This is a genomic window from Agrobacterium sp. GW821-FHT02D03 (genome assembly GCF_059421725.1).
On the sequence record NZ_JBWKVN010000002.1, the window covers coordinates 1,605,176 to 1,622,289 of the forward strand.

Consider the following 17,114-nt stretch of genomic DNA (forward strand, 5'->3'; position numbering starts at 1 on the left):
CCCCCAACCGGCCAACAACCGGAGTTTGACTATGAATTTCGATATAGGGGACGGCGTCGATGCCGTCGTCAATTATGTTCTGGACAATTTTTCGCCCTTCTTGGACTTCGTCGCCACTGTGATCGGGTTCGTGACAAGTACCATCCAGGAAACGCTCACTGCCATTCCCATGCCTGTGGGCATTCTCATCTTTGTCATTCTGTCGTTTTGGCGGGTCGGCGCAGCTTTTGGGGTGTTAGCTGGACTTGCGCTTTGGCTCGTTGACCACATGGGACTCTGGACAGCGATGATGGAAACGCTGTCACTTGTCATAGCTTCAACATTGATGGCTATGATCATCGGTCTTCCGCTCGGGATCGCCATGGCGCGAAAGGATTCCGTTGCTGCGCTCGGCCGACCGGTCCTCGACCTCATGCAAACCATGCCCGCATTCGTCTATCTCATTCCTGCGGCAATGTTTTTTGGGCTTGGTGCGGTACCCGGTGCTATCGCGACCGTCATATTCGCCATGCCGCCAGTGGTGCGGCTCACCAATCTTGGCATCCGCCAGGTGCATGTAGAGTTCATCGAAGCTGGAAACGCCTTTGGCTGCACTCCTTCGCAGTTGCTTTTCAAGGTTCAGTTGCCGAACGCCATGCCCTCGATCATGGCGGGCATCAACCAGACGATCATGCTGTCGCTTTCCATGGTTGTCATCGCATCCATGATTGGCGCAGGCGGCATTGGGAACACGGTTCTCACCGGTATTCAGCGTCTCGACGTGGGCACCGGTTTCGAAGGCGGTCTTGCTGTCGTCATCCTCGCGGTAATCCTCGATCGCCTTACCCAAAGCCTTGGAAAGCCTCAATCTGCCATTTGGTCGGGGCTTTTCAAGAGAAAGAGCGAGCGCAAGGAATTGTCTCCGGCAACCGCCTGAGCGCCTGCGCCGCCCAATGATGCGGATGCTGAATCCGCAAATTCAAACCTCCCAAAAGGAGAACATATGTTCAAGATACTTTCCTCGACCCGCCGGGCCGCACTTGGTGGCGCCATTGGCTTTGCTGCCGCTGTGCTTTTTGGCTCGACAGCGCCGGCGATGGCGCAAGATGCAAAAACCGTCAAGCTCGGCTTCGCCCCCTGGTCCGACGCTGAGTTCGTCACTAAACTTGCTGCCAAGCTGATCAAGGAAAAGCTCGGCCAGGATGTGGAGCTCGTCCAGACGGATGTCGCCCCGCTTTATCAGGGCGTGAGCCGTGGCGACATCGATGCAATGATGATGGCGTGGCTGCCGGCAACCCATGCGGATTACTTTGCGAAGGTGAAGGACAAGGTCGAAACGCTCGGCACAGTCTATGACGGCGCGAAGCTGGGTTGGGTGGTGCCGACTTATGTTCCTGAAGCAGAGATTTCTTCGATCGAGGACCTGAAGAAACCCGACGTTCAGAAGAAGTTGTCCGGCACGATACAGGGCATTGATCCGGGTGCTGGTTTGACCCGCCTTTCACAGCAGGCGGTCAAGGACTATGACCTCGGCGAATACAAGCTGCAGATTTCCAGCGAAGCAGGCATGCTAACGACAGTTGACCGGGCGATGCGAAGTGAAAAGTGGTTCGTCGCCACGTCCTGGAGCCCGCACTGGATGTTTGGGAAGTACAAGCTCCGCTATCTCACAGACCCGAAAGAATCCTTGGGTCAGGCCGAGCATGTCGACATCCTCGCATCGAAGAAATTCAGGGAAGAAAACCCCAAGGCTGCCGAGTTTCTTTCACGCATGAAGGTGCCGCTCAACGACCTGGAAGCGGCAATGTTCACAGCCCAAGAGACGTCTTACGAGGCTGCGATCGAAAAATACATCAAGGATCATCCAGATCAGGTGAAGGCCTGGGTTGGAGAACAGAGCTGATGAAATTCGGCCTCCTCAGACGATAGTCGAGGAGGCCGGTTCATTGCCGGGTAGGGGATATGATGCAAGGAACCAATCACAAAGCGCTGACCGATACCGACACGCTCGGAGGACGCATCTCGTTGGCGCGTGATGCATCTGCGCTGTCACTCGATAATGCTGCGAAGATGGTCGGCGTGGAGAGCAACGTTTGGAGCGCGTGGGAAAATGACCGGAGCGAGCCGGGTCGTGAGTACCTCGAGACGATCGCCGCGTCTCTGCAGGTGAGCGGAGTATGGCTTTCGACAGGGTTCGGTCTCGGGCCGCGATGGCCAGGTGATGAGACGCTTTTCTAAAATTTGTCCAGGGAGATCTGAGCACCCGCTCTATACATCACCCGCATGCGGACCTTGCCGCATGTCTAGCCGATCCTATTTTAAAAATGGCGCACCTGTACGGGGTGCGTCAGCTGACGGCGACTGATGGCCGCATGGGCACACGCGCTCATGTTTGTCTTCATCGATGACGCTCATCATACGCTCCGAAGAAATTTCAGTCACAAAACGTTTAGGCTCATAACTGTTCTGAAACCCTCATTTGATAGCGTCAGCCTTCAACCAGGGGTCAGTTATGAAGCAAGTGCAGATACGTTTGGCCGAGATTATCGAAGCCCTCAGCAAGGCGCTCGATATGACCGAGGGCCAGCCAGACGGGCATTGTATTCGCTGCTGTTACATCGGAACGAGCGTCGGACGAGAGATCGGCCTCAGTGAACCAGAGCTGCACGACCTCTACTACACACTTCTGTTGAAGGATCTCGGCTGCAGCAGCAACGCTTCGCGCATTTGCGAGCTTTATCTGGCGGATGACATCAGCTTTAAAAACGACTTCAAGCTGGTCGATGGAAGCCTGGGGCAGGTCCTGAAGTTCGTGATCAGCCACACCGGGGCAAAGGCCGGTCTTACTGAACGTTTTCGCAGCCTCCTTAACATTCTTAAAAATGGGGGCGAGATTTCCACTGATCTTATACAGACACGGTGTCAGCGCGGCGCGGACATTGCGCGACAAATGCGATTTTCGGAAAACGTCGCAGAGGGCATCATTGGTCTGGATGAGCATTGGAGTGGGCGAGGAAAGCCGAGCGGTCTAGCCGGAGAGGAAATCCCGCTTTTTTCGAGAATCGCGCTCTTGTCGCAGGTAATCGATGTGTTCCAGGCCAGCAGCGGCCCCCAAGCCGCTCTTGACGAGGTTGCAAAGCGCAAGGGAGATTGGTTCGATCCTGCTCTCGTTGATGTCTTTGTAAGGATCGCGTCTCAGCGAGAATTCTGGGAGGAGCTGGCCTCGCCCGACTTAGAGAGAATTGTTCTTGATTCCGAACCCGGGCAGCACGGGGTCTTGGCCGACGATGATTATCTTGATGATATCGCCGCTGGTTTTGCGAAAGTGATCGACGCCAAAAGTCCGTACACTTCGGGCCATAGCGAACGCGTTGCGCTATACACCGATCTTATAGCGGAAGAAATGGACATAGATTTCGAAACCCGGCGGGTTTTGAAAAGAGCGGCTTTGCTGCATGACATCGGCAAGCTTGGTGTGAGCAGTACTGTGTTGGACAAAGCTGGGAAACTCGATGATGAAGAGTGGAGCCAGATGAAGCGACACGCGGAATTTTCAGAGCAGATTCTTTCTGCGATTGGAGCGTTTGCCAACGCGGCCCTGATCGGTGGCGCTCACCACGAGCGTCTGGACGGAAAAGGATATCCGCGAGGTTTAAGCGCAGAGCAAATCCCGATGGAGGTTCGGATCGTTTCCACCGCCGATGTCTTTGATGCACTGACTGCAGACCGACCTTACAGGCAGGCTATGCCGCTGCAGGAGGCATTCTCGATACTTTGGGAAGGCGCGGGCCGATCACATGATCCTATCTGCATCAGCGCCCTTGAACGTGCCTTAGCACGAACCCCTCTTACGACATTTGCCCGTCAGTTGGCGCTGCAGGAGAATACTTCGTCCTCACATGAGGCAACGAAAGCGGCCTAACGCCTGCCGCAGCAGGAAATGGGCCATACGGCAGTAAGGGTCCAAATGGCTCGGCAGTTGCCAGAAGCCACACCTCCCTGGACCATCGGTTGCGCGGGGCTGGTCACAGTAGCTAACCACTCACTTCGGTTCTGTCAGTTTAAGGTGTTTGCTGACGGAGACTGCCATACCGCGGCGGCTTACGCCGAGTTTGGCGAAGATGTTCTTCAGATGAAACTTAACGGTCGCTTCCGAAAGTCCCAGTTCCCGGGCGATCTCCTTGTTGCTTCGTCCTTCGGATAGAAGCGTGAGGACGGTGATTTCGCGAGTGCTCAACAAGCCCGGCGCAGCCGGTGCGGCCTCCTCGTCCGGCAGATTCGGCGCGACACGGCGCGGCTTACGGTCCAGCCCGTGGCCGACAATACGGCTCATAAACTCCACCGCATTTGGGCTGAAGACCTTGAGCCCGAACCGACGGACGATGGCGCGCATGGTCGTTGCGAGATCATGGCCCTCGTCAGTGAAGAGTTGCGTCGCTTCGTGTGTGCGGGCAAGCGCGATCGCAGATTGCAGATAGGCAAAGGCCTGTTGCTGTCGGCCCGCCTTCCAGGACGCCTGGACGGCCATGATCTCTGCCAGCATGCGATGATAGGCGCGGCCCGAGGTTCGGGCGGAGATAATCAGGGCTTCAAGAAGCTCTAGAGCCTGGAGGGCCTGCCCGTGGGCAAGTGCCAGCCGCGCAGTCGCGATGTCGAAATCATAGGCTTCTCGCCAAGTCCAGTTGTCGGCGCCGCTTGTCTCCTTCAGAGATGTTGCCCTCTCCACAGCCTGGCTTGCGGACTCGATCATGCCGGCGCGAACAAGAAGATCGATCCGCATGATGGCTACCGCCGTCTTCAGCCGCGGTAGGTTGCGCTCTACTGCCACTTCTTCTGCTTTGTCCAGAGCAGCTGCTGCGGCATCGAAGCCACTGACCTGCAGACGGCTGCGGGCCAGAAGCCAGAAGAGCCGAGTGAACAGGTCTACCCAGCTTTCACCCCTGATCAAGGGCTCCATGCACTCGGTGAGACTCTGCTCTACTTGCAGTACATCACCCTGTTGATACAGCACATCGGCCATGGCGAGACGTACGATTGCCAGCAGATTTCGATCGGTCCAGTGTACCCGCTCCACGAGTTCTTCCGCCTCACGGCAGAATTGCAAAGCGGCGGAAAATTCACCTTTCAGCGTGCTAACAAGGCCGAGATGGATGAGCATGAAGACCTGCGCATAGGGTGTTTTTTCCTCGCGGTAATAACCGAGGGCCTTCAACGCGGCGCGTCGTGCCTCTTCCAGATCCCCCGTGCGGGTATAGATGATGCATAGATGATTGAAGAGCCATGCCAGCTCCCAGGTGGCATGTGGCGGCAGGGCGGCTGCAGCGCGCTCAAGCCGTCCTGCCTGATCTATCGTCATGCGGCGGTCTTCATAGACATCAATCAGGCTGTCGATATGATCGAGGACGCTTCGGTCAACGGCGGCAAGGGCTGCCGCCGACCATTCGCCATTTTCTTTGAGACTATCGAGCCGCTCGCGTCCGGCCGTGGCATTTCCGCGTTTCGACAGCACTACCGCATAGGACACCATCAATCCGGGCGAAGCATGCAGCACATCAGGCGGGAAATTATCAATCAGATGCTCCAGCACTTGATGGCCGGCTCTGAGGAAGATATCGACGCCGCCGGCCTTACCTATGATCTCTTCTGCCATATGGAAGTCGCCGCTCTGGGCAGCATGGGACACGGCACGCTCCAGATGGGTGCGGGTGGCAAACCAAAGCGCGGCCTGGCGATGCAGCGCTTTTTTGTCGGCGTCCGAGACAAATGCGGCATCGCGCTCAAGGCAGATGCGAAGTACGGGATGAAGCGAGAGCCAGCCATTCTGCCCGTGCTCGATGACCGGATGCATGGTCTCGATCGTCGCTAGGTCTTCTTCCGACAGATCGCTGAAGCCGAGATCTGATGCGAGATCCAGACGAAATTCCTGAAAAGGCGACAAGCTGCGCAACATCGAAAGAACGGCGGAAGAGAGCCGGTTGACGACGGTTTCACGGGCATAATCCGTGAGATCCGGGTGGGCGCCCGCAAGTAGGAGGCGACGCTCTTCCTCCGTCGGGTCGCCCGCCACGATACCTGCGGCGAGCTGTGCCAGTGCCGGCCATCCGCGGGTAATCTCCATAATGGGATCGACAAGCGCCGTCATGGCGCTGCCTGACAGAAGCCGCCGCAACTCAGATCGTCCAAACTCCATGTCCCGCGCGGTCAGTTCCGCCAGCACGCCACGCGCTTTCAGCCGGGCGAGCGGCAATTGCGCGGGCGAGCAAGAGGATAAGGCAATCCGCAGGTTGTCGGGTGCAGACAGTATCAGCCGTTCCAGCAGCCGGTGGCTATCGGCGCCTTCGATATCATCGATATTGTCGATGAAGACAACGGTCTCCCCCTCACGCCTGGCAATGCTTTCCATGGCATCGGTCAGCGCTTCCTGCTTGCCCGCTAGGGCCGCAAGCCCAAGCGATTGAAGCAGCTCACTGACGAAGCGTTCGGGTGACAAAATACCGGAAGCATTCAGCCAAGAGCAATGAGAGATTGCCGTTTCGTGCAGTCCCGGCAAGGCCAATCTTCCATCCACCAACCGCTCATAAGCTGCCTTCATCAGCGCGGTTTTGCCAAACCCGGGAGGGGCTCGCAACACGACGATCTGCCGGGCGAGGCCCGCTGCCAGTTTCGACAAAAGGTAAGGTCTTTCGATGCCGGAAAAGAGCATACGGGGCGGGCTGAAGCGCAAGCCGGCCGCCGCGAAGGTTCTGACGGTACGCAACGGCTTTTCTCGCAGAAGACGGCTCGGCATGAATTCTCTCACATCCCTGAACGACCCTCTCATGCCAGGACAAAATGCTGGAAGAGAGAGCCGTTATCAGTGCCCGACACCGATCGTTCGTCAAGAGCCAAGTGGCTGATAGGCTTGCGACAGGCCGAAGGCGCTGGGACCGAAGACGGCGAGAGCCTCCGGCGCGCGCATGATTGGCGGCACCCTGACAGCTAGCACATTGACGCGTTGACAGTAACGCAACCGCTCTGTGGTGATCGCCTCTGCGGTATCGATATCCAGAATGGTGATGAGATCGGGGACGATGGCAAGCACCCGACCGTCTTCCTCCTCGGCGACGAGATTTTCGTTCTGGATGCGGATTTTGACTTTCGGCTTGGATGGGTCGAATGGTTCGATGGTTGCAATGCCGACCGACCAGCCATTCTGTTCCTTGCGTGCCACATCGGCTATCTTGCCCGCGGTGATGACCTCGGCGTAGCCATAATGGGTGCCGGAGAAATACGAAATCAGCGCTTCGACCAAATTGCGGTGCTGTGCCGCGGCTTCACGCAATGTCCGGCCTATGCCGATGGCAAGAGACATGGTGGCTGGGACAGAAACCCTTTTCGTTGTGCGGCCGTCCATGCCGTAATTGACGATATAGGCCTGGCCGCCCATGCGGATCGTCACGCCACGCGCCAGCCATTCGGCCTTGGCCGCATCCTGCGTTTCGATCAGCACGCGGTTGCCGCGTTCATCCGCGACTGCAACCGGGCTTGCCGGCACGCCGTAGACGTTGAAAGTCTCCATTTCGAGCTGCGGAAAGGCTCGGCCCATGCCGTCGGCATCAATGACCGGGACACGTTTCTTGGCGGCAAGGATGATCGGCACCATGGAATTGATGCCGCCTGCCTCGAAGGGGATGATCGCATCAACATTGAGGCCGGTATGATCCTCATAGGACTCCAACGCCAGATTGCCCTCGTCGCCGGACGGGATTTTCTCAATGAGGATGGTGGGTGCGCCCATGGCGCCGCAGGCGACTACGGTTGCGCCATCCGGCACATCTTCGAGCGCGATCAGATCGACTGGGCCATATTGTTCGATTGCCGCCTTGGCCAGAAGCTTGCCAATGTAAGGATCGCCGCCGCCGCCGGTGCCTAGCACCGCAGCACCCACGGCCAGATCGTCAATGTCCTGATCAGTGATGATTGCCATCTCAGTCAATCTCCTCGATGGAGGTAAAGGGTTCTTTCAGACCGAAGCATGCAGGTCCGAAGACGTCTAGCGCTTCCGGCGTGCGCATAAGTTCTGGAACAGACACCGCAACCACCGTCACGCGCTGGCCATAGCGCAGGTTTTCGCTGGTGATCGGCTCTGCGGTCTCCGTATTCATGATCGAAATCAGGTCCGGCACGATGGCCCTGACCTTGCCGTCCTGCCGTGCAATGAGGTTTTCGTTCTGAATTTCGATTTCCATCTGCGAGGAAAAGGGTGTGATCCCGTCGATGAGCGCACGGCCGATGGTGAAGCCTGCCTTCGTCTCGCGCATGACATCGACAATCTTGCCTTTAAAGATGACGCGGCCATAGCGATAGAGCGTCGAGGGCAGGAAACCCAGCAGCGCCTCGATAGGGTTGCGATGTTCCTCACGCGCTTTTCGCAAAACCTCACCGATACGGATCGCGAGGGTCAACGTGTTGGGGATGGCGGTGCGCTTCACCTCAGCGCCGCTCATGGCATATTCGGCAATATAGGCGCAGCCGCCCATGCGGATGGCCACAGCGCGCGACAGCCACTCCATCTGCCGGTTGTCAACCGCCTCGATCAAAGCACAATCTCCCCATTCATTACTGACCGCCATGGGCGAGCCGGAGACGCCGTAAACGCCGAAGGTCTCCATTTCCAGAAACGGAAAGGCGCGCCCCATACCGTCCGCATCGACGATCGGTAGGCCAAGCCTTGCGCCCACGACCAGAGGGATGGTGGAATTGATGCCGCCGATCTCAATCGGCATGGTGTATGCGGCCTTTCGGCCCAGGCGCTTTTCCAACCGTCTAAGCGAGGCAACCGCTTCGTCGCCCGAAGGGATTTTTTCCACAAGCACGGTTGGCGCGCCCATCATCGCCGTCGGGATGACGAGGCAATCGTTCGAAAGATCCTTAGGATCGATCAGTTCCACTTCGCAGCCTTCGTCCAGGCATTGCTGCACCATCAGACGACCAACGTAGGGATCGCCGCCACCGCCGGTGCCGAGAAATGCAGCACCCACGGCAAGATCGGCTAAATGTTCTCGTGTGAGTTTCATGACCGTCCCCTCAACCAATCACAAGATCGCCAACCGCCTTGACGCGGATGCGTGTGGCGCTGCCCGGCAGATACGCGAGCGGCACTTCTTCGATGTCCATGATCTTAACAGAGGAGGGTGTCGCTCCTGCCTTGATCGCACGTTCGGATGCTTCCGCCTTGGCACCTGCCAGAACGGCATCGCGCGAGGTTCCCTCCAGCGAGAAGATGCGGTCGACCTCGCCACCCACCTGAGCGATGGCCGCGCCGATGGCATTGGCGACGGAAGCGTTTTCCGGTCTCAGCACCTTGGAGGCGGAGGGCAGGTCGCGTGAGACCAGAATCGAACCGCCGCCGACGAGGATGACGGGAAGTGGCTCGGCGCTGGTCTTCATGCGGTCTACTGCCTCATCGACCATGCGGTGCATGGTGGCGAGCGCGGTTTCGATGGTCTTTGTCGGGATGTGCGCGACGCGGGAGCGGTCGCCAATATCTTCCAAGCCCGCGGCCACGACGATATCTGTCGTTGTCAACGTGTCGCCGCCAAAGACGAGCGCCTTGGTGGTTATCTCGTAGCCGACCGAATCTGGCCCGATGCGCTCCCCATCGTCACGCACCAGCGAGCCGCCGCCGAGGCCGATGGCAAGCACGTCCGGCATGCGGAAATTGGTGCGCACGCCGCCAATATCGACGGCAACGGCAGATTCGCGCGGAAAGCCGTGGACCAGCATACCGACATCCGAGGTCGTACCACCAATATCCACCACCATGGCTTCCTTGGCACCTGCCAGCATAGCGGCGCCGCGCATGGAGTTTGTGGGGCCGGAGGCGAAGGTCAGCACCGGATAGCGCTCCACATAATCCGGCGACATCAGTGTCCCGTCATTCTGGCTGATGAAGAATGGCGCCTTTATCTCTAATTCCTTCAGCGCATCCCGGAAGGAGGAAACGACCTTCCTAGACAGTTCCGCCAGCGACGCATTCATGATCGAGGCATTCTCGCGCTCCAAAAAGCCGACGCGGCCGATTTCATGGCTGAGCGAAAGGGCAATATCCGGCACTTCATTCTTGAGGATCTCAGCGGCTCGCAGTTCCATTTCCGGCGTGACCGGTGAAAAGACCGAAGTAACGGCAGCCGTTTTCAGGCCGCGTTCGCGTACGGTGCGGGCGACCTCCATCAGGCCCTTCTCATCCAGCGGAGCGATGGTACGCCCGTCGAATTCATGGCCGCCGCGCAGCATGAAAGTGTGTCGGCCGAGCGTATCGGCCAGATCTTTCGGCCAGTCTGTCAGTGGCGGCAGGCCCTTCGTGGCCGGCAGGCCGAGGCGGATGGCGGCTACTTCCAGCAAGCGCTTGCGCTCGACCACAGCGTTGGTGAAATGGGTGGTGCCGATCATCACCGCCTGGATCTGCGAGACCGAAACCCCGGTCATGGACAACAGCTTCTTCAATACCGCCACGATGCCTGAGCCGACATCGGCGGTCGTCGGGCTTTTGCACGCGCCAAGCACCGCCGCGCCGTCCATAAGGGCGGCGTCCGTATTCGTCCCGCCCACGTCAATGCCTATACGCATGTCTTTCTCCTATGACTGACAAAGGAAACCCTTCGCCCGCGACGCTTCATCCGAGGGCGTGTCGTTTCGCTCGATTGTTTTGTTTGGATGCGCCGGCCGTCAGGCCACCAGCACCTCTGACCGTTCGGGATCCCAGCTCACGCCGCAGATTTGCCCAGGCGACAGTCTCGCGACATGGGACTGGTTCTGTCTTTCGGCGACCATGTCCTGTCCGCCAACCGAAAGACGGTAGCGCACAAGCGCCCCCTGGTATGTTTCCGAGACCACGGTGGCGGGTAGGCCAGTGCCCGGCTCGCCGATGATGAGGTTTTCGGGCCTCACCACCAGTTTGACGGAAGACCCACTCGCAAGGTCGCCGGCGGGAAGGCGGGTCAGCGCCGTCTCTGCGCCGAACCCGACCGCCAGGCGATCGCCGTCGCGGCCCTTCACCGTTACATCGATGACGTTGGACTGGCCGATGAAAGTGGTGACGAAGAGTGTTTTCGGCCGCTCATAGATTTCCTGCGGCGTACCGACTTGCTCGACACGCCCCTCCTGCATGACCCCGATCCGGTCAGACATGGTCAGTGCCTCATCCTGATCGTGCGTGACATAGACCGTGGTGATACCGAGCGTTTTTTGCAGTTCCTTGATCCAGTATTTCATTTCTTCGCGCAGCGCCTTGTCGAGCGCGGATAGCGGCTCGTCCAGAAGCAGGATTCGCGGTTGCGTTACCAGCACGCGGGCAAGCGCCACACGTTGCTGTTGCCCGCCCGACAATTGCCGCTGATAACGATCCTCGTAGCCCATGAGGCCGACCTGTCTCAGGGCAAAGGCAACGGCCGTATCGATTTCGGCGGGCGACTTTTTCCTGAGCTTCAGACCGAATGCGATATTTTCCGCGACACTCATATGAGGGAAGATCGCGTAGTTCTGGAAGACGATACCGATGTCGCGCTTTTCCGGCGGCAGGAACGTAACGTCATCCGAGCCGATCAGGATCTGGCCGGAGGTCGGCCTGATGAAGCCCGCGATCATTCGCAGCGTTGTAGATTTGCCGCAGCCAGATGGGCCAAGTAGCGAAAAGAACTCGCCCTGTTCGATATGTAGATCGATACCGGCGACCGCTACGTTATCGCCATAGGACTTGACGAGATTTTTGAGTTGAATGTCCGACATCGTATCCGATCGTCCTTCCGGTCCGCGCTTCATGCCTGTCCGTCACGTTTGGTTTTGACGGGCGGTCGTTGCGACCGCCCGCTTCGCTTGGAATCAGCCAGCGAAAATCTCGTTCACGGTCTCGACGATTTCGTCTTCGTTCTTGAGATAGGCCTTCCAGTCCGGTAGCCAGAAATTCTTAATGGCATCGGCGCTGTTGACGATACCGGCCTTGACCAGATTGTCGGGTAGCACGGCATTGGAGACGGTGGGACGCAAGTAGAATTCCTTGCCCATATTGGTCATGAAGGAAGGCTCAAGCGCCCTGTTTAACAGCGCGTAGGCAAGCTTCTTCTGGGTCGGCTCGGAGTAGCGGCTGATCGTGTATGTCTGGGTCAGGATCGGCTGAAGCTCCTTCCAGTACATGACGGCGAAGGGCGCACCCTTATCGCGCGCCTGCATCGGCTCGGCATCGCTCTGCACCGCAATCACCACTTCGCCGCGATCCATCAATGTCTGCATGTTGCCGGTGAAATCGGAGATCTTAGCGGGCATCAGCTCCTTCATCGCCTCGAAGCCGGCTTTCAGGTCGTATTGATCCTTGCCGAAGAGTGAGCAGGCGACGAGGAAGAAGTCCATCTGCAGCGTGTTGGAAGTGATGTAAGTGCCTCGCTTGCCCGCAAATTCCGGCTTCCACATATCCTTGAAGCTTGTGGGCGGCGGGTTCACGAGATCGGTGCGGTAGGCGTAGACATATTGGTTGAAGGCCCAGGTGACGCCGACGCCATTGGATATGGCGAAGGGCCAGAGGTTCTTGCCGTTCGGAATATTGGGCAGAATTTCGTCGATGGTGTGGAAGAAATCTCCCGCATCCGCCGTCTTGAACATTTCCGGCAGATTCCAGTTGGTGATGTCGAGCGGCGGCTTCTTCGGCCCGTTGGCCACGAACTTCGGAAACCACGGCCAGGTGGAATCATATTCGATCTTGCAATTAAAATCCTTGGCGAAGTCGTCCAGCAGATATTTGTGGACGAGTTCGCCCCACGGCCCGCCCCATTCGCCGACGCGCAACACTGCGCCGCCAGCATCGAAGACGGAACCGTCATACGTCACGTCCTGCGAGAAGGCGTGGTTGATGTTGAAAAGCGGCAGCGTTGCCGCGGCAGCGCCGAGTTTCAGAAGCTTGCGGCGGTTGGGATCGAAGGTCTTTACGGTCATGTCCATGTTCCCCTTGTTGTTCGAACTTATGGATACGGGTCTATCCCCGGCGGTTCAGCCGCCGAAAATGCGCTTCAGATTGACGAGTTTCGAGGTCGCCACCATCGAGACGACGACGAGGATGATGGCGAAGATGCCGGCGGCTGCTGCTGTTGGCTCGAAGGCGTAGCGTAGTGCCACGTACATGGCCATCGGCAGTGTTTGCAGGTTCGGCGTCGAGAGAAATAGCGTGACCTCGAACTGGCCGAAGGAAATGATGAAGGCGAAGATCGTGCCTGCCGAAATGGCGGGCGAGATGATTTTTAGCGTCACTAGCCGAAAGGCGGTGAACGGCGAGGCACCAAGCGAGCGGGCGGCCTCTTCCAGGCTGCGGTCGAAGCCGACGAGGGCCGCTGTCACCGTGGCGATGACGAACGGGCAGGTGACGATGACGTGTCCGATGACGAGGCCTGCCATGGTCCGGGCAAGGCCGATATCGGTGGTGACATAGAAGACGTAGAGCGCAAGGCCGAGTACGACGCCGGGCAGCACGATCGGCATCATGAAGAAGGCGCGCATCGGGCCGACCACACGGCTTGACGAGCGGGTGAGAAAGAGAGCCGCCATGGTGCCGAGCACGGTGGAAATAACCGTCGAAATGCCGGCGACCATGAAGGACACGCCGTAGGCAGAGAGGAAGGTCGGCGAGGTCAGGAACGCGTAGACCCACCGCAGCGACAGTCCCTGTGGGGGGAAAGTCAGATAGTCGCCGGAATTGAGGCCGGAAAGGATGACGATCACAACGGGTGTTAGCAGGATTGTCAGCGTCAGTGCCGAGAGGAACTTGAAGACCAGCGGAATGGATGTCTCTTCGCGCATCAACTGCGTCCTCCCGTGGTGCGCATGGCGGCGCGGTGGTAGACGGCGATCGCCATCAGGCTTGTCACGAAGAGGACAACGGCAATGGCCGCGCCGAATTGCCAGCGGCCGGTCTCTGCTACCTGCTGGTAGATGTGTATGGGCATGACCATGACCTTCCAGCCACCCATCAATGCTGGGACGACATAGGACGATATGGCAAGCGCAAAGACGAGCAGTGTTCCGGCCAGAATGCCGGGCATGGACAGTGGCAGCACGACGGAGAAAAATGCTTTGCTGCGGGAGGCGCCCAGTGACCTGGCTGCTTCCTCCAGTGATGGATGGATGGATTTGATGATGCCGATTAGCGAAAGCACCATGAAGGGCAGGGTTATCTGCACCAATCCAACGACGACGCCGAAGATATTGTACATCAGCGGCAGCGGTGCCGAAATGATGCCGAGGCGAAGCAAAGCACCGTTTATGAGACCATTGTCGCCGAGCAGCACCATGAGGCCGTAAAGTCGTATGACCATGTCGAGCTGCATCGACGACAGGACGAGGATCATCAACATCGTGTTGCGGCCGGGGTTGACCGTCTTGGCAATCACATAGGCCAGCGGATAACCGAAGACGAGGCAAACGAGCGCGACGACCGCTGAAATGCCGGCGGAGCGCAAGATCGACTCATAATAGATAGGCCGGGTGAAGATACGCACAAAGTTGTCGAAGGTGATATCGCTGGAAAGCGTGATGACGCCCGCGACCGACTTGTTGAAGGCGAGACCAAAGAGCGAAGCCGTCGGTACGACGAAGAAGACGATAAAGAAGAGTAAGGCGGGCAGGATCAGCAGCCACAGGCCATGACCGTGGATGAAGCCGCCTTTGCGGACGCGGGGCGCGGACGCATCGCCGTCTTTCCTGGATACCGATGTGAGTGCCGTTGATGCCATTTGCCCGGGTCCCGCTTATTGTCTCATTGCGCCGCCTGCGGCAGCATCGCTGCGCGCAGTGCGTCGTAACCCAGCAACTGTTTTTCAGGCGGTGCGGGATAGGTCATCCGACTTTGGGTCAATCCGGCCCGAACTATACCTGCGGCCACGGAGATGGCCGTCGGGATCGGGTCGATGACGGGCACGTCGATACCTTCTGCCAGCAATCCTTCGCGCAGGCCTGCCGCACAGCCCATCAGCCCGGTGCAGCCGAAAATCAGGGCTTCTGCACCGTCTTCCTCGACGGCTCTTCTGCCTTCCTCCACCAACCGCTTGGCGGTGGCGGCAAGATCTACCTCTAGCTCGAGGACCGGAATATCGACGCTGCGGACGGAGGCAAGCTTGCTGGAAAGCCCGCAAAGGGCAGCGGTGTTTTCAAAGGACGGGATAAGCCGGCGCATGACGGTAATCACGGAGAACTTGTGTCCCAGCATTGAGGCAACATGCATGCCGGTCTGACAGGGGCCGGCGACCAGCATGCCCGATAACTCACGCGCTGCACGTAGACCGGGGTCACCCATGCAGTCGATGATCACGGCATCTACACCTTCGCGCTCGGCGCGCAAGATTTCGACGAGAGTTCCTGGAACAGACATTGCCGCTTCGAACTCGCTTTCGATCGAACCCGGCCCTGTCGCGATTTCTGCATGAGAAATGCTAATCCCCGGATGCTCTATCGCTTTTAGGTCTTCAAGCTTGCGAAAGCCGCGTGTGACGAGCGGCGATACGATCCGAACATGGACTACATTGTCACGCATTCTCGATACCTTATCCGATCACTAAGACTTGCTAGCTGGGTCGAAGCCCTGAGTCGCAACAGTTGTGGTCTCCTCCGCTGTCGGGGGAACCGTTTTGCTTGCTTCCACGCTTACGGTGCATCGGCTTTGCTCTGGACGAAAGGGCTGCGGCGAATAGGAGGCTCGATTTTTCGGATGGGTAGGAGGGGTGGTTTAGAACTCCAAATCCTATCCCTTAGAATAGGTAAGTTTGCGTGTAATTAATGCATTTTAAATCGTTGCTTAAAAAATACGCGAGTAGTTCGGATTCTGGCACTTTTCTGAACGTGCGAAAAGTTGCTTGTTACGTGTGGACAGGGGAGGCGGGGTTCGCTTTGCAGGCGTCGTCTTTTTGCTAACAGCCGCGCGCTTATTTCAGTCGCTGAAGCGGCGCATCATAGATTAGGGGAGGAGCTTTGAAGAGGTTGGGCGGGCGTTAAATCCTAGCGTGACCACTTTATACTTGAAGTCTTTTCGACAGGGGCCGAGACCACACAGATTGTCGCCTTTAGCGACCTCAGCGCATTCTCCGGGAGCTATGTCACTCTAGGTGCGCTATGCCGCGAAACGCATTTGGTGTTATCCCAGTGGTTTTCTTGAAGGCGCGCGTGAAGTTGGCGTGGGACGAAAATCCAGCTGCCAACGCGACGGCTTCAATGGTCCAGTTCTCGTCGGAGAGCCTTTGCTTGGCGAGCGCCATTCGCCTGTCGTTGACGAAGGCATGCGGGCTCATTCCGGTTGCCAGCTTGAATGCCCTGGTAAAATGCCCGACACTCATGCACGCGACCGAAGCAAGAGCGGTGACCGTCAGATCATCGTCTAAATGAAAATCGACATATTCTTCCACGCGCATAAGCCTCTTCGCATCGAGTGGCTTTTCCGCCCTCACAGTCAGCGCGCGGCTTGTCGAGTGACCGGAGTAGGACCTTATGAGATGGGCCGAAAGAGACATTGCGAGGGTTTCGATAAACAGCCGCCCGCCGGCGCTTTCGCAGGACATTTCCTGTAAAATCTGGACAGCCGCAAACTCGATGAACGGATCCTCGTCGATCGCTTCGTACCGAAGTTCGATGCGCGCCGGATCGAGGTCGTATTCCCGCAATATAGTGTCGGAGAAAGGCTGTCCCGGCAGGAAGATGTGAAGACAGTCGTCCATTTGCTCGGATACGGAGATGAACTCTTCCTCAACGCCGGCGGGACAGAGCCAGATTGTGCCCCGTTTGGCCACCGTGTGCTGACGCATGCCACCGCCGCGCCGGTCCACGACGGATCTCCCGCGTAGAAGCACCGCGATCTCGGTGTCCCGCGGGACGAGGGAGGGAAGCTCTCCGGCATCATGACGCCATCGTTCCGCAAGCAGGTTTTCCCAACCATTGGCGTTCGATGTCTGAACCATGGTTCCGGTGACGTATTTATCGACGGAATGACCCAGCAAGTGTCTTCTCCGCGCCTTGTGGTTTCGCCGATATCAATAGAAGCAAGATCGAGGCCACTTGCAGCACGATGGTGATTTTCGCAGAAACTGAATAGCCAATCGCAGAAGCGGATAAAGGCAAGCCCACGAAAC

At 58.0% G+C, this 17,114-nt stretch carries 14 protein-coding genes; 4 read left to right on the forward strand and 10 right to left on the reverse strand.

Annotated features, from left to right (window positions below; genetic code table 11):
• Window positions 1-25: 25 nt before the first annotated feature.
• The 4 genes from AC07U5_RS20650 (at window position 26) to AC07U5_RS20665 (ending at window position 3,901) form a co-directional block, all read left to right on the forward strand.
• The gene (locus tag AC07U5_RS20650) at window positions 26-916 is read left to right on the forward strand and encodes an ABC transporter permease (RefSeq protein WP_494724111.1); all 891 of its coding nucleotides are present in this window, start codon (window positions 26-28) and stop codon (window positions 914-916) included.
• A gap of 66 nt (window positions 917-982) precedes the next feature.
• On the forward strand, window positions 983-1,882 hold the full coding sequence (locus AC07U5_RS20655; RefSeq protein ID WP_448745596.1) for a glycine betaine ABC transporter substrate-binding protein: 900 nt from the start codon (window positions 983-985) through the stop codon (window positions 1,880-1,882).
• Window positions 1,883-1,944: 62 nt separating this feature from the next.
• Window positions 1,945-2,217, forward strand: coding sequence for a transcriptional regulator (locus AC07U5_RS20660; protein WP_245495221.1), 273 nt, complete (start codon window positions 1,945-1,947; stop codon window positions 2,215-2,217).
• 274 nt (window positions 2,218-2,491) lie between these two features.
• Window positions 2,492-3,901, forward strand: coding sequence for an HD-GYP domain-containing protein (locus tag AC07U5_RS20665; RefSeq protein ID WP_494724112.1), 1,410 nt, complete (start codon window positions 2,492-2,494; stop codon window positions 3,899-3,901).
• Window positions 3,902-4,021: 120 nt separating this feature from the next.
• Here the strand turns inward: AC07U5_RS20665 and AC07U5_RS20670 are convergent, their stop codons facing one another.
• The 10 genes from AC07U5_RS20670 to AC07U5_RS20715 form a co-directional block, all read right to left on the reverse strand.
• Window positions 4,022-6,766: a LuxR C-terminal-related transcriptional regulator gene (locus AC07U5_RS20670; protein ID WP_494724113.1), complete on the reverse strand. Its 2,745-nt coding sequence runs from the start codon at window positions 6,764-6,766 to the stop codon at window positions 4,022-4,024.
• 90 nt (window positions 6,767-6,856) lie between these two features.
• The gene (locus AC07U5_RS20675) at window positions 6,857-7,945 is read right to left on the reverse strand and encodes an S-methyl thiohydantoin desulfurase family protein (protein WP_494724114.1); all 1,089 of its coding nucleotides are present in this window, start codon (window positions 7,943-7,945) and stop codon (window positions 6,857-6,859) included.
• Window position 7,946: 1 nt separating this feature from the next.
• Entirely contained in the window at window positions 7,947-9,035 is a 1,089-nt protein-coding gene (locus AC07U5_RS20680; RefSeq protein WP_062424391.1) for an S-methyl thiohydantoin desulfurase family protein, read from the reverse strand.
• A 10-nt stretch (window positions 9,036-9,045) separates the two neighbouring features.
• Entirely contained in the window at window positions 9,046-10,587 is a 1,542-nt protein-coding gene (locus AC07U5_RS20685; RefSeq protein ID WP_062424392.1) for a hydantoinase/oxoprolinase family protein, read from the reverse strand.
• 99 nt (window positions 10,588-10,686) lie between these two features.
• A complete protein-coding gene (locus AC07U5_RS20690) occupies window positions 10,687-11,745 on the reverse strand; it encodes an ABC transporter ATP-binding protein (protein WP_427928486.1) in 1,059 nt (352 codons plus the stop codon).
• Window positions 11,746-11,838: 93 nt separating this feature from the next.
• Window positions 11,839-12,942 (reverse strand): ABC transporter substrate-binding protein, encoded by a 1,104-nt coding sequence (locus tag AC07U5_RS20695; protein ID WP_236769456.1) that lies wholly within the window; start codon window positions 12,940-12,942, stop codon window positions 11,839-11,841.
• 54 nt (window positions 12,943-12,996) lie between these two features.
• Window positions 12,997-13,800: an ABC transporter permease gene (locus tag AC07U5_RS20700; protein WP_112519715.1), complete on the reverse strand. Its 804-nt coding sequence runs from the start codon at window positions 13,798-13,800 to the stop codon at window positions 12,997-12,999.
• A complete protein-coding gene (locus AC07U5_RS20705) occupies window positions 13,800-14,732 on the reverse strand; it encodes an ABC transporter permease (RefSeq protein WP_494724115.1) in 933 nt (310 codons plus the stop codon). The genes AC07U5_RS20700 and AC07U5_RS20705 overlap by 1 nt, the downstream gene beginning before the upstream one ends.
• Window positions 14,733-14,755: 23 nt before the next feature.
• Window positions 14,756-15,529 carry an aspartate/glutamate racemase family protein gene (locus tag AC07U5_RS20710; RefSeq protein ID WP_494724116.1) on the reverse strand — a complete coding sequence of 258 codons (774 nt, stop codon included), beginning with the start codon at window positions 15,527-15,529 and terminating at the stop codon, window positions 14,756-14,758.
• A gap of 559 nt (window positions 15,530-16,088) precedes the next feature.
• Window positions 16,089-16,982: a helix-turn-helix domain-containing protein gene (locus tag AC07U5_RS20715; protein WP_494724117.1), complete on the reverse strand. Its 894-nt coding sequence runs from the start codon at window positions 16,980-16,982 to the stop codon at window positions 16,089-16,091.
• Window positions 16,983-17,114: the final 132 nt, after the last annotated feature.

Bases quoted from the DNA above. Each gene is read 5' to 3' on its own strand.
- AC07U5_RS20665 (WP_494724112.1), top strand. From the start codon at position 2,492: ATGAAGCAAGTGCAGATACGTTTGGCCGAGATTATCGAAGCCCTCAGC.
- AC07U5_RS20705 (WP_494724115.1), bottom strand. From the start codon at position 14,732: ATGGCATCAACGGCACTCACATCGGTATCCAGGAAAGACGGCGATGCG.
- AC07U5_RS20690 (WP_427928486.1), bottom strand. From the start codon at position 11,745: ATGTCGGACATTCAACTCAAAAATCTCGTCAAGTCCTATGGCGATAAC.
- AC07U5_RS20710 (WP_494724116.1), bottom strand. From the start codon at position 15,529: ATGCGTGACAATGTAGTCCATGTTCGGATCGTATCGCCGCTCGTCACA.
- AC07U5_RS20660 (WP_245495221.1), top strand. From the start codon at position 1,945: ATGCAAGGAACCAATCACAAAGCGCTGACCGATACCGACACGCTCGGA.
- AC07U5_RS20680 (WP_062424391.1), bottom strand. From the start codon at position 9,035: ATGAAACTCACACGAGAACATTTAGCCGATCTTGCCGTGGGTGCTGCA.
- AC07U5_RS20700 (WP_112519715.1), bottom strand. From the start codon at position 13,800: ATGCGCGAAGAGACATCCATTCCGCTGGTCTTCAAGTTCCTCTCGGCA.
- AC07U5_RS20695 (WP_236769456.1), bottom strand. From the start codon at position 12,942: ATGACCGTAAAGACCTTCGATCCCAACCGCCGCAAGCTTCTGAAACTC.
- AC07U5_RS20675 (WP_494724114.1), bottom strand. From the start codon at position 7,945: ATGGCAATCATCACTGATCAGGACATTGACGATCTGGCCGTGGGTGCT.
- AC07U5_RS20655 (WP_448745596.1), top strand. From the start codon at position 983: ATGTTCAAGATACTTTCCTCGACCCGCCGGGCCGCACTTGGTGGCGCC.
- AC07U5_RS20670 (WP_494724113.1), bottom strand. From the start codon at position 6,766: ATGCCGAGCCGTCTTCTGCGAGAAAAGCCGTTGCGTACCGTCAGAACC.
- AC07U5_RS20685 (WP_062424392.1), bottom strand. From the start codon at position 10,587: ATGCGTATAGGCATTGACGTGGGCGGGACGAATACGGACGCCGCCCTT.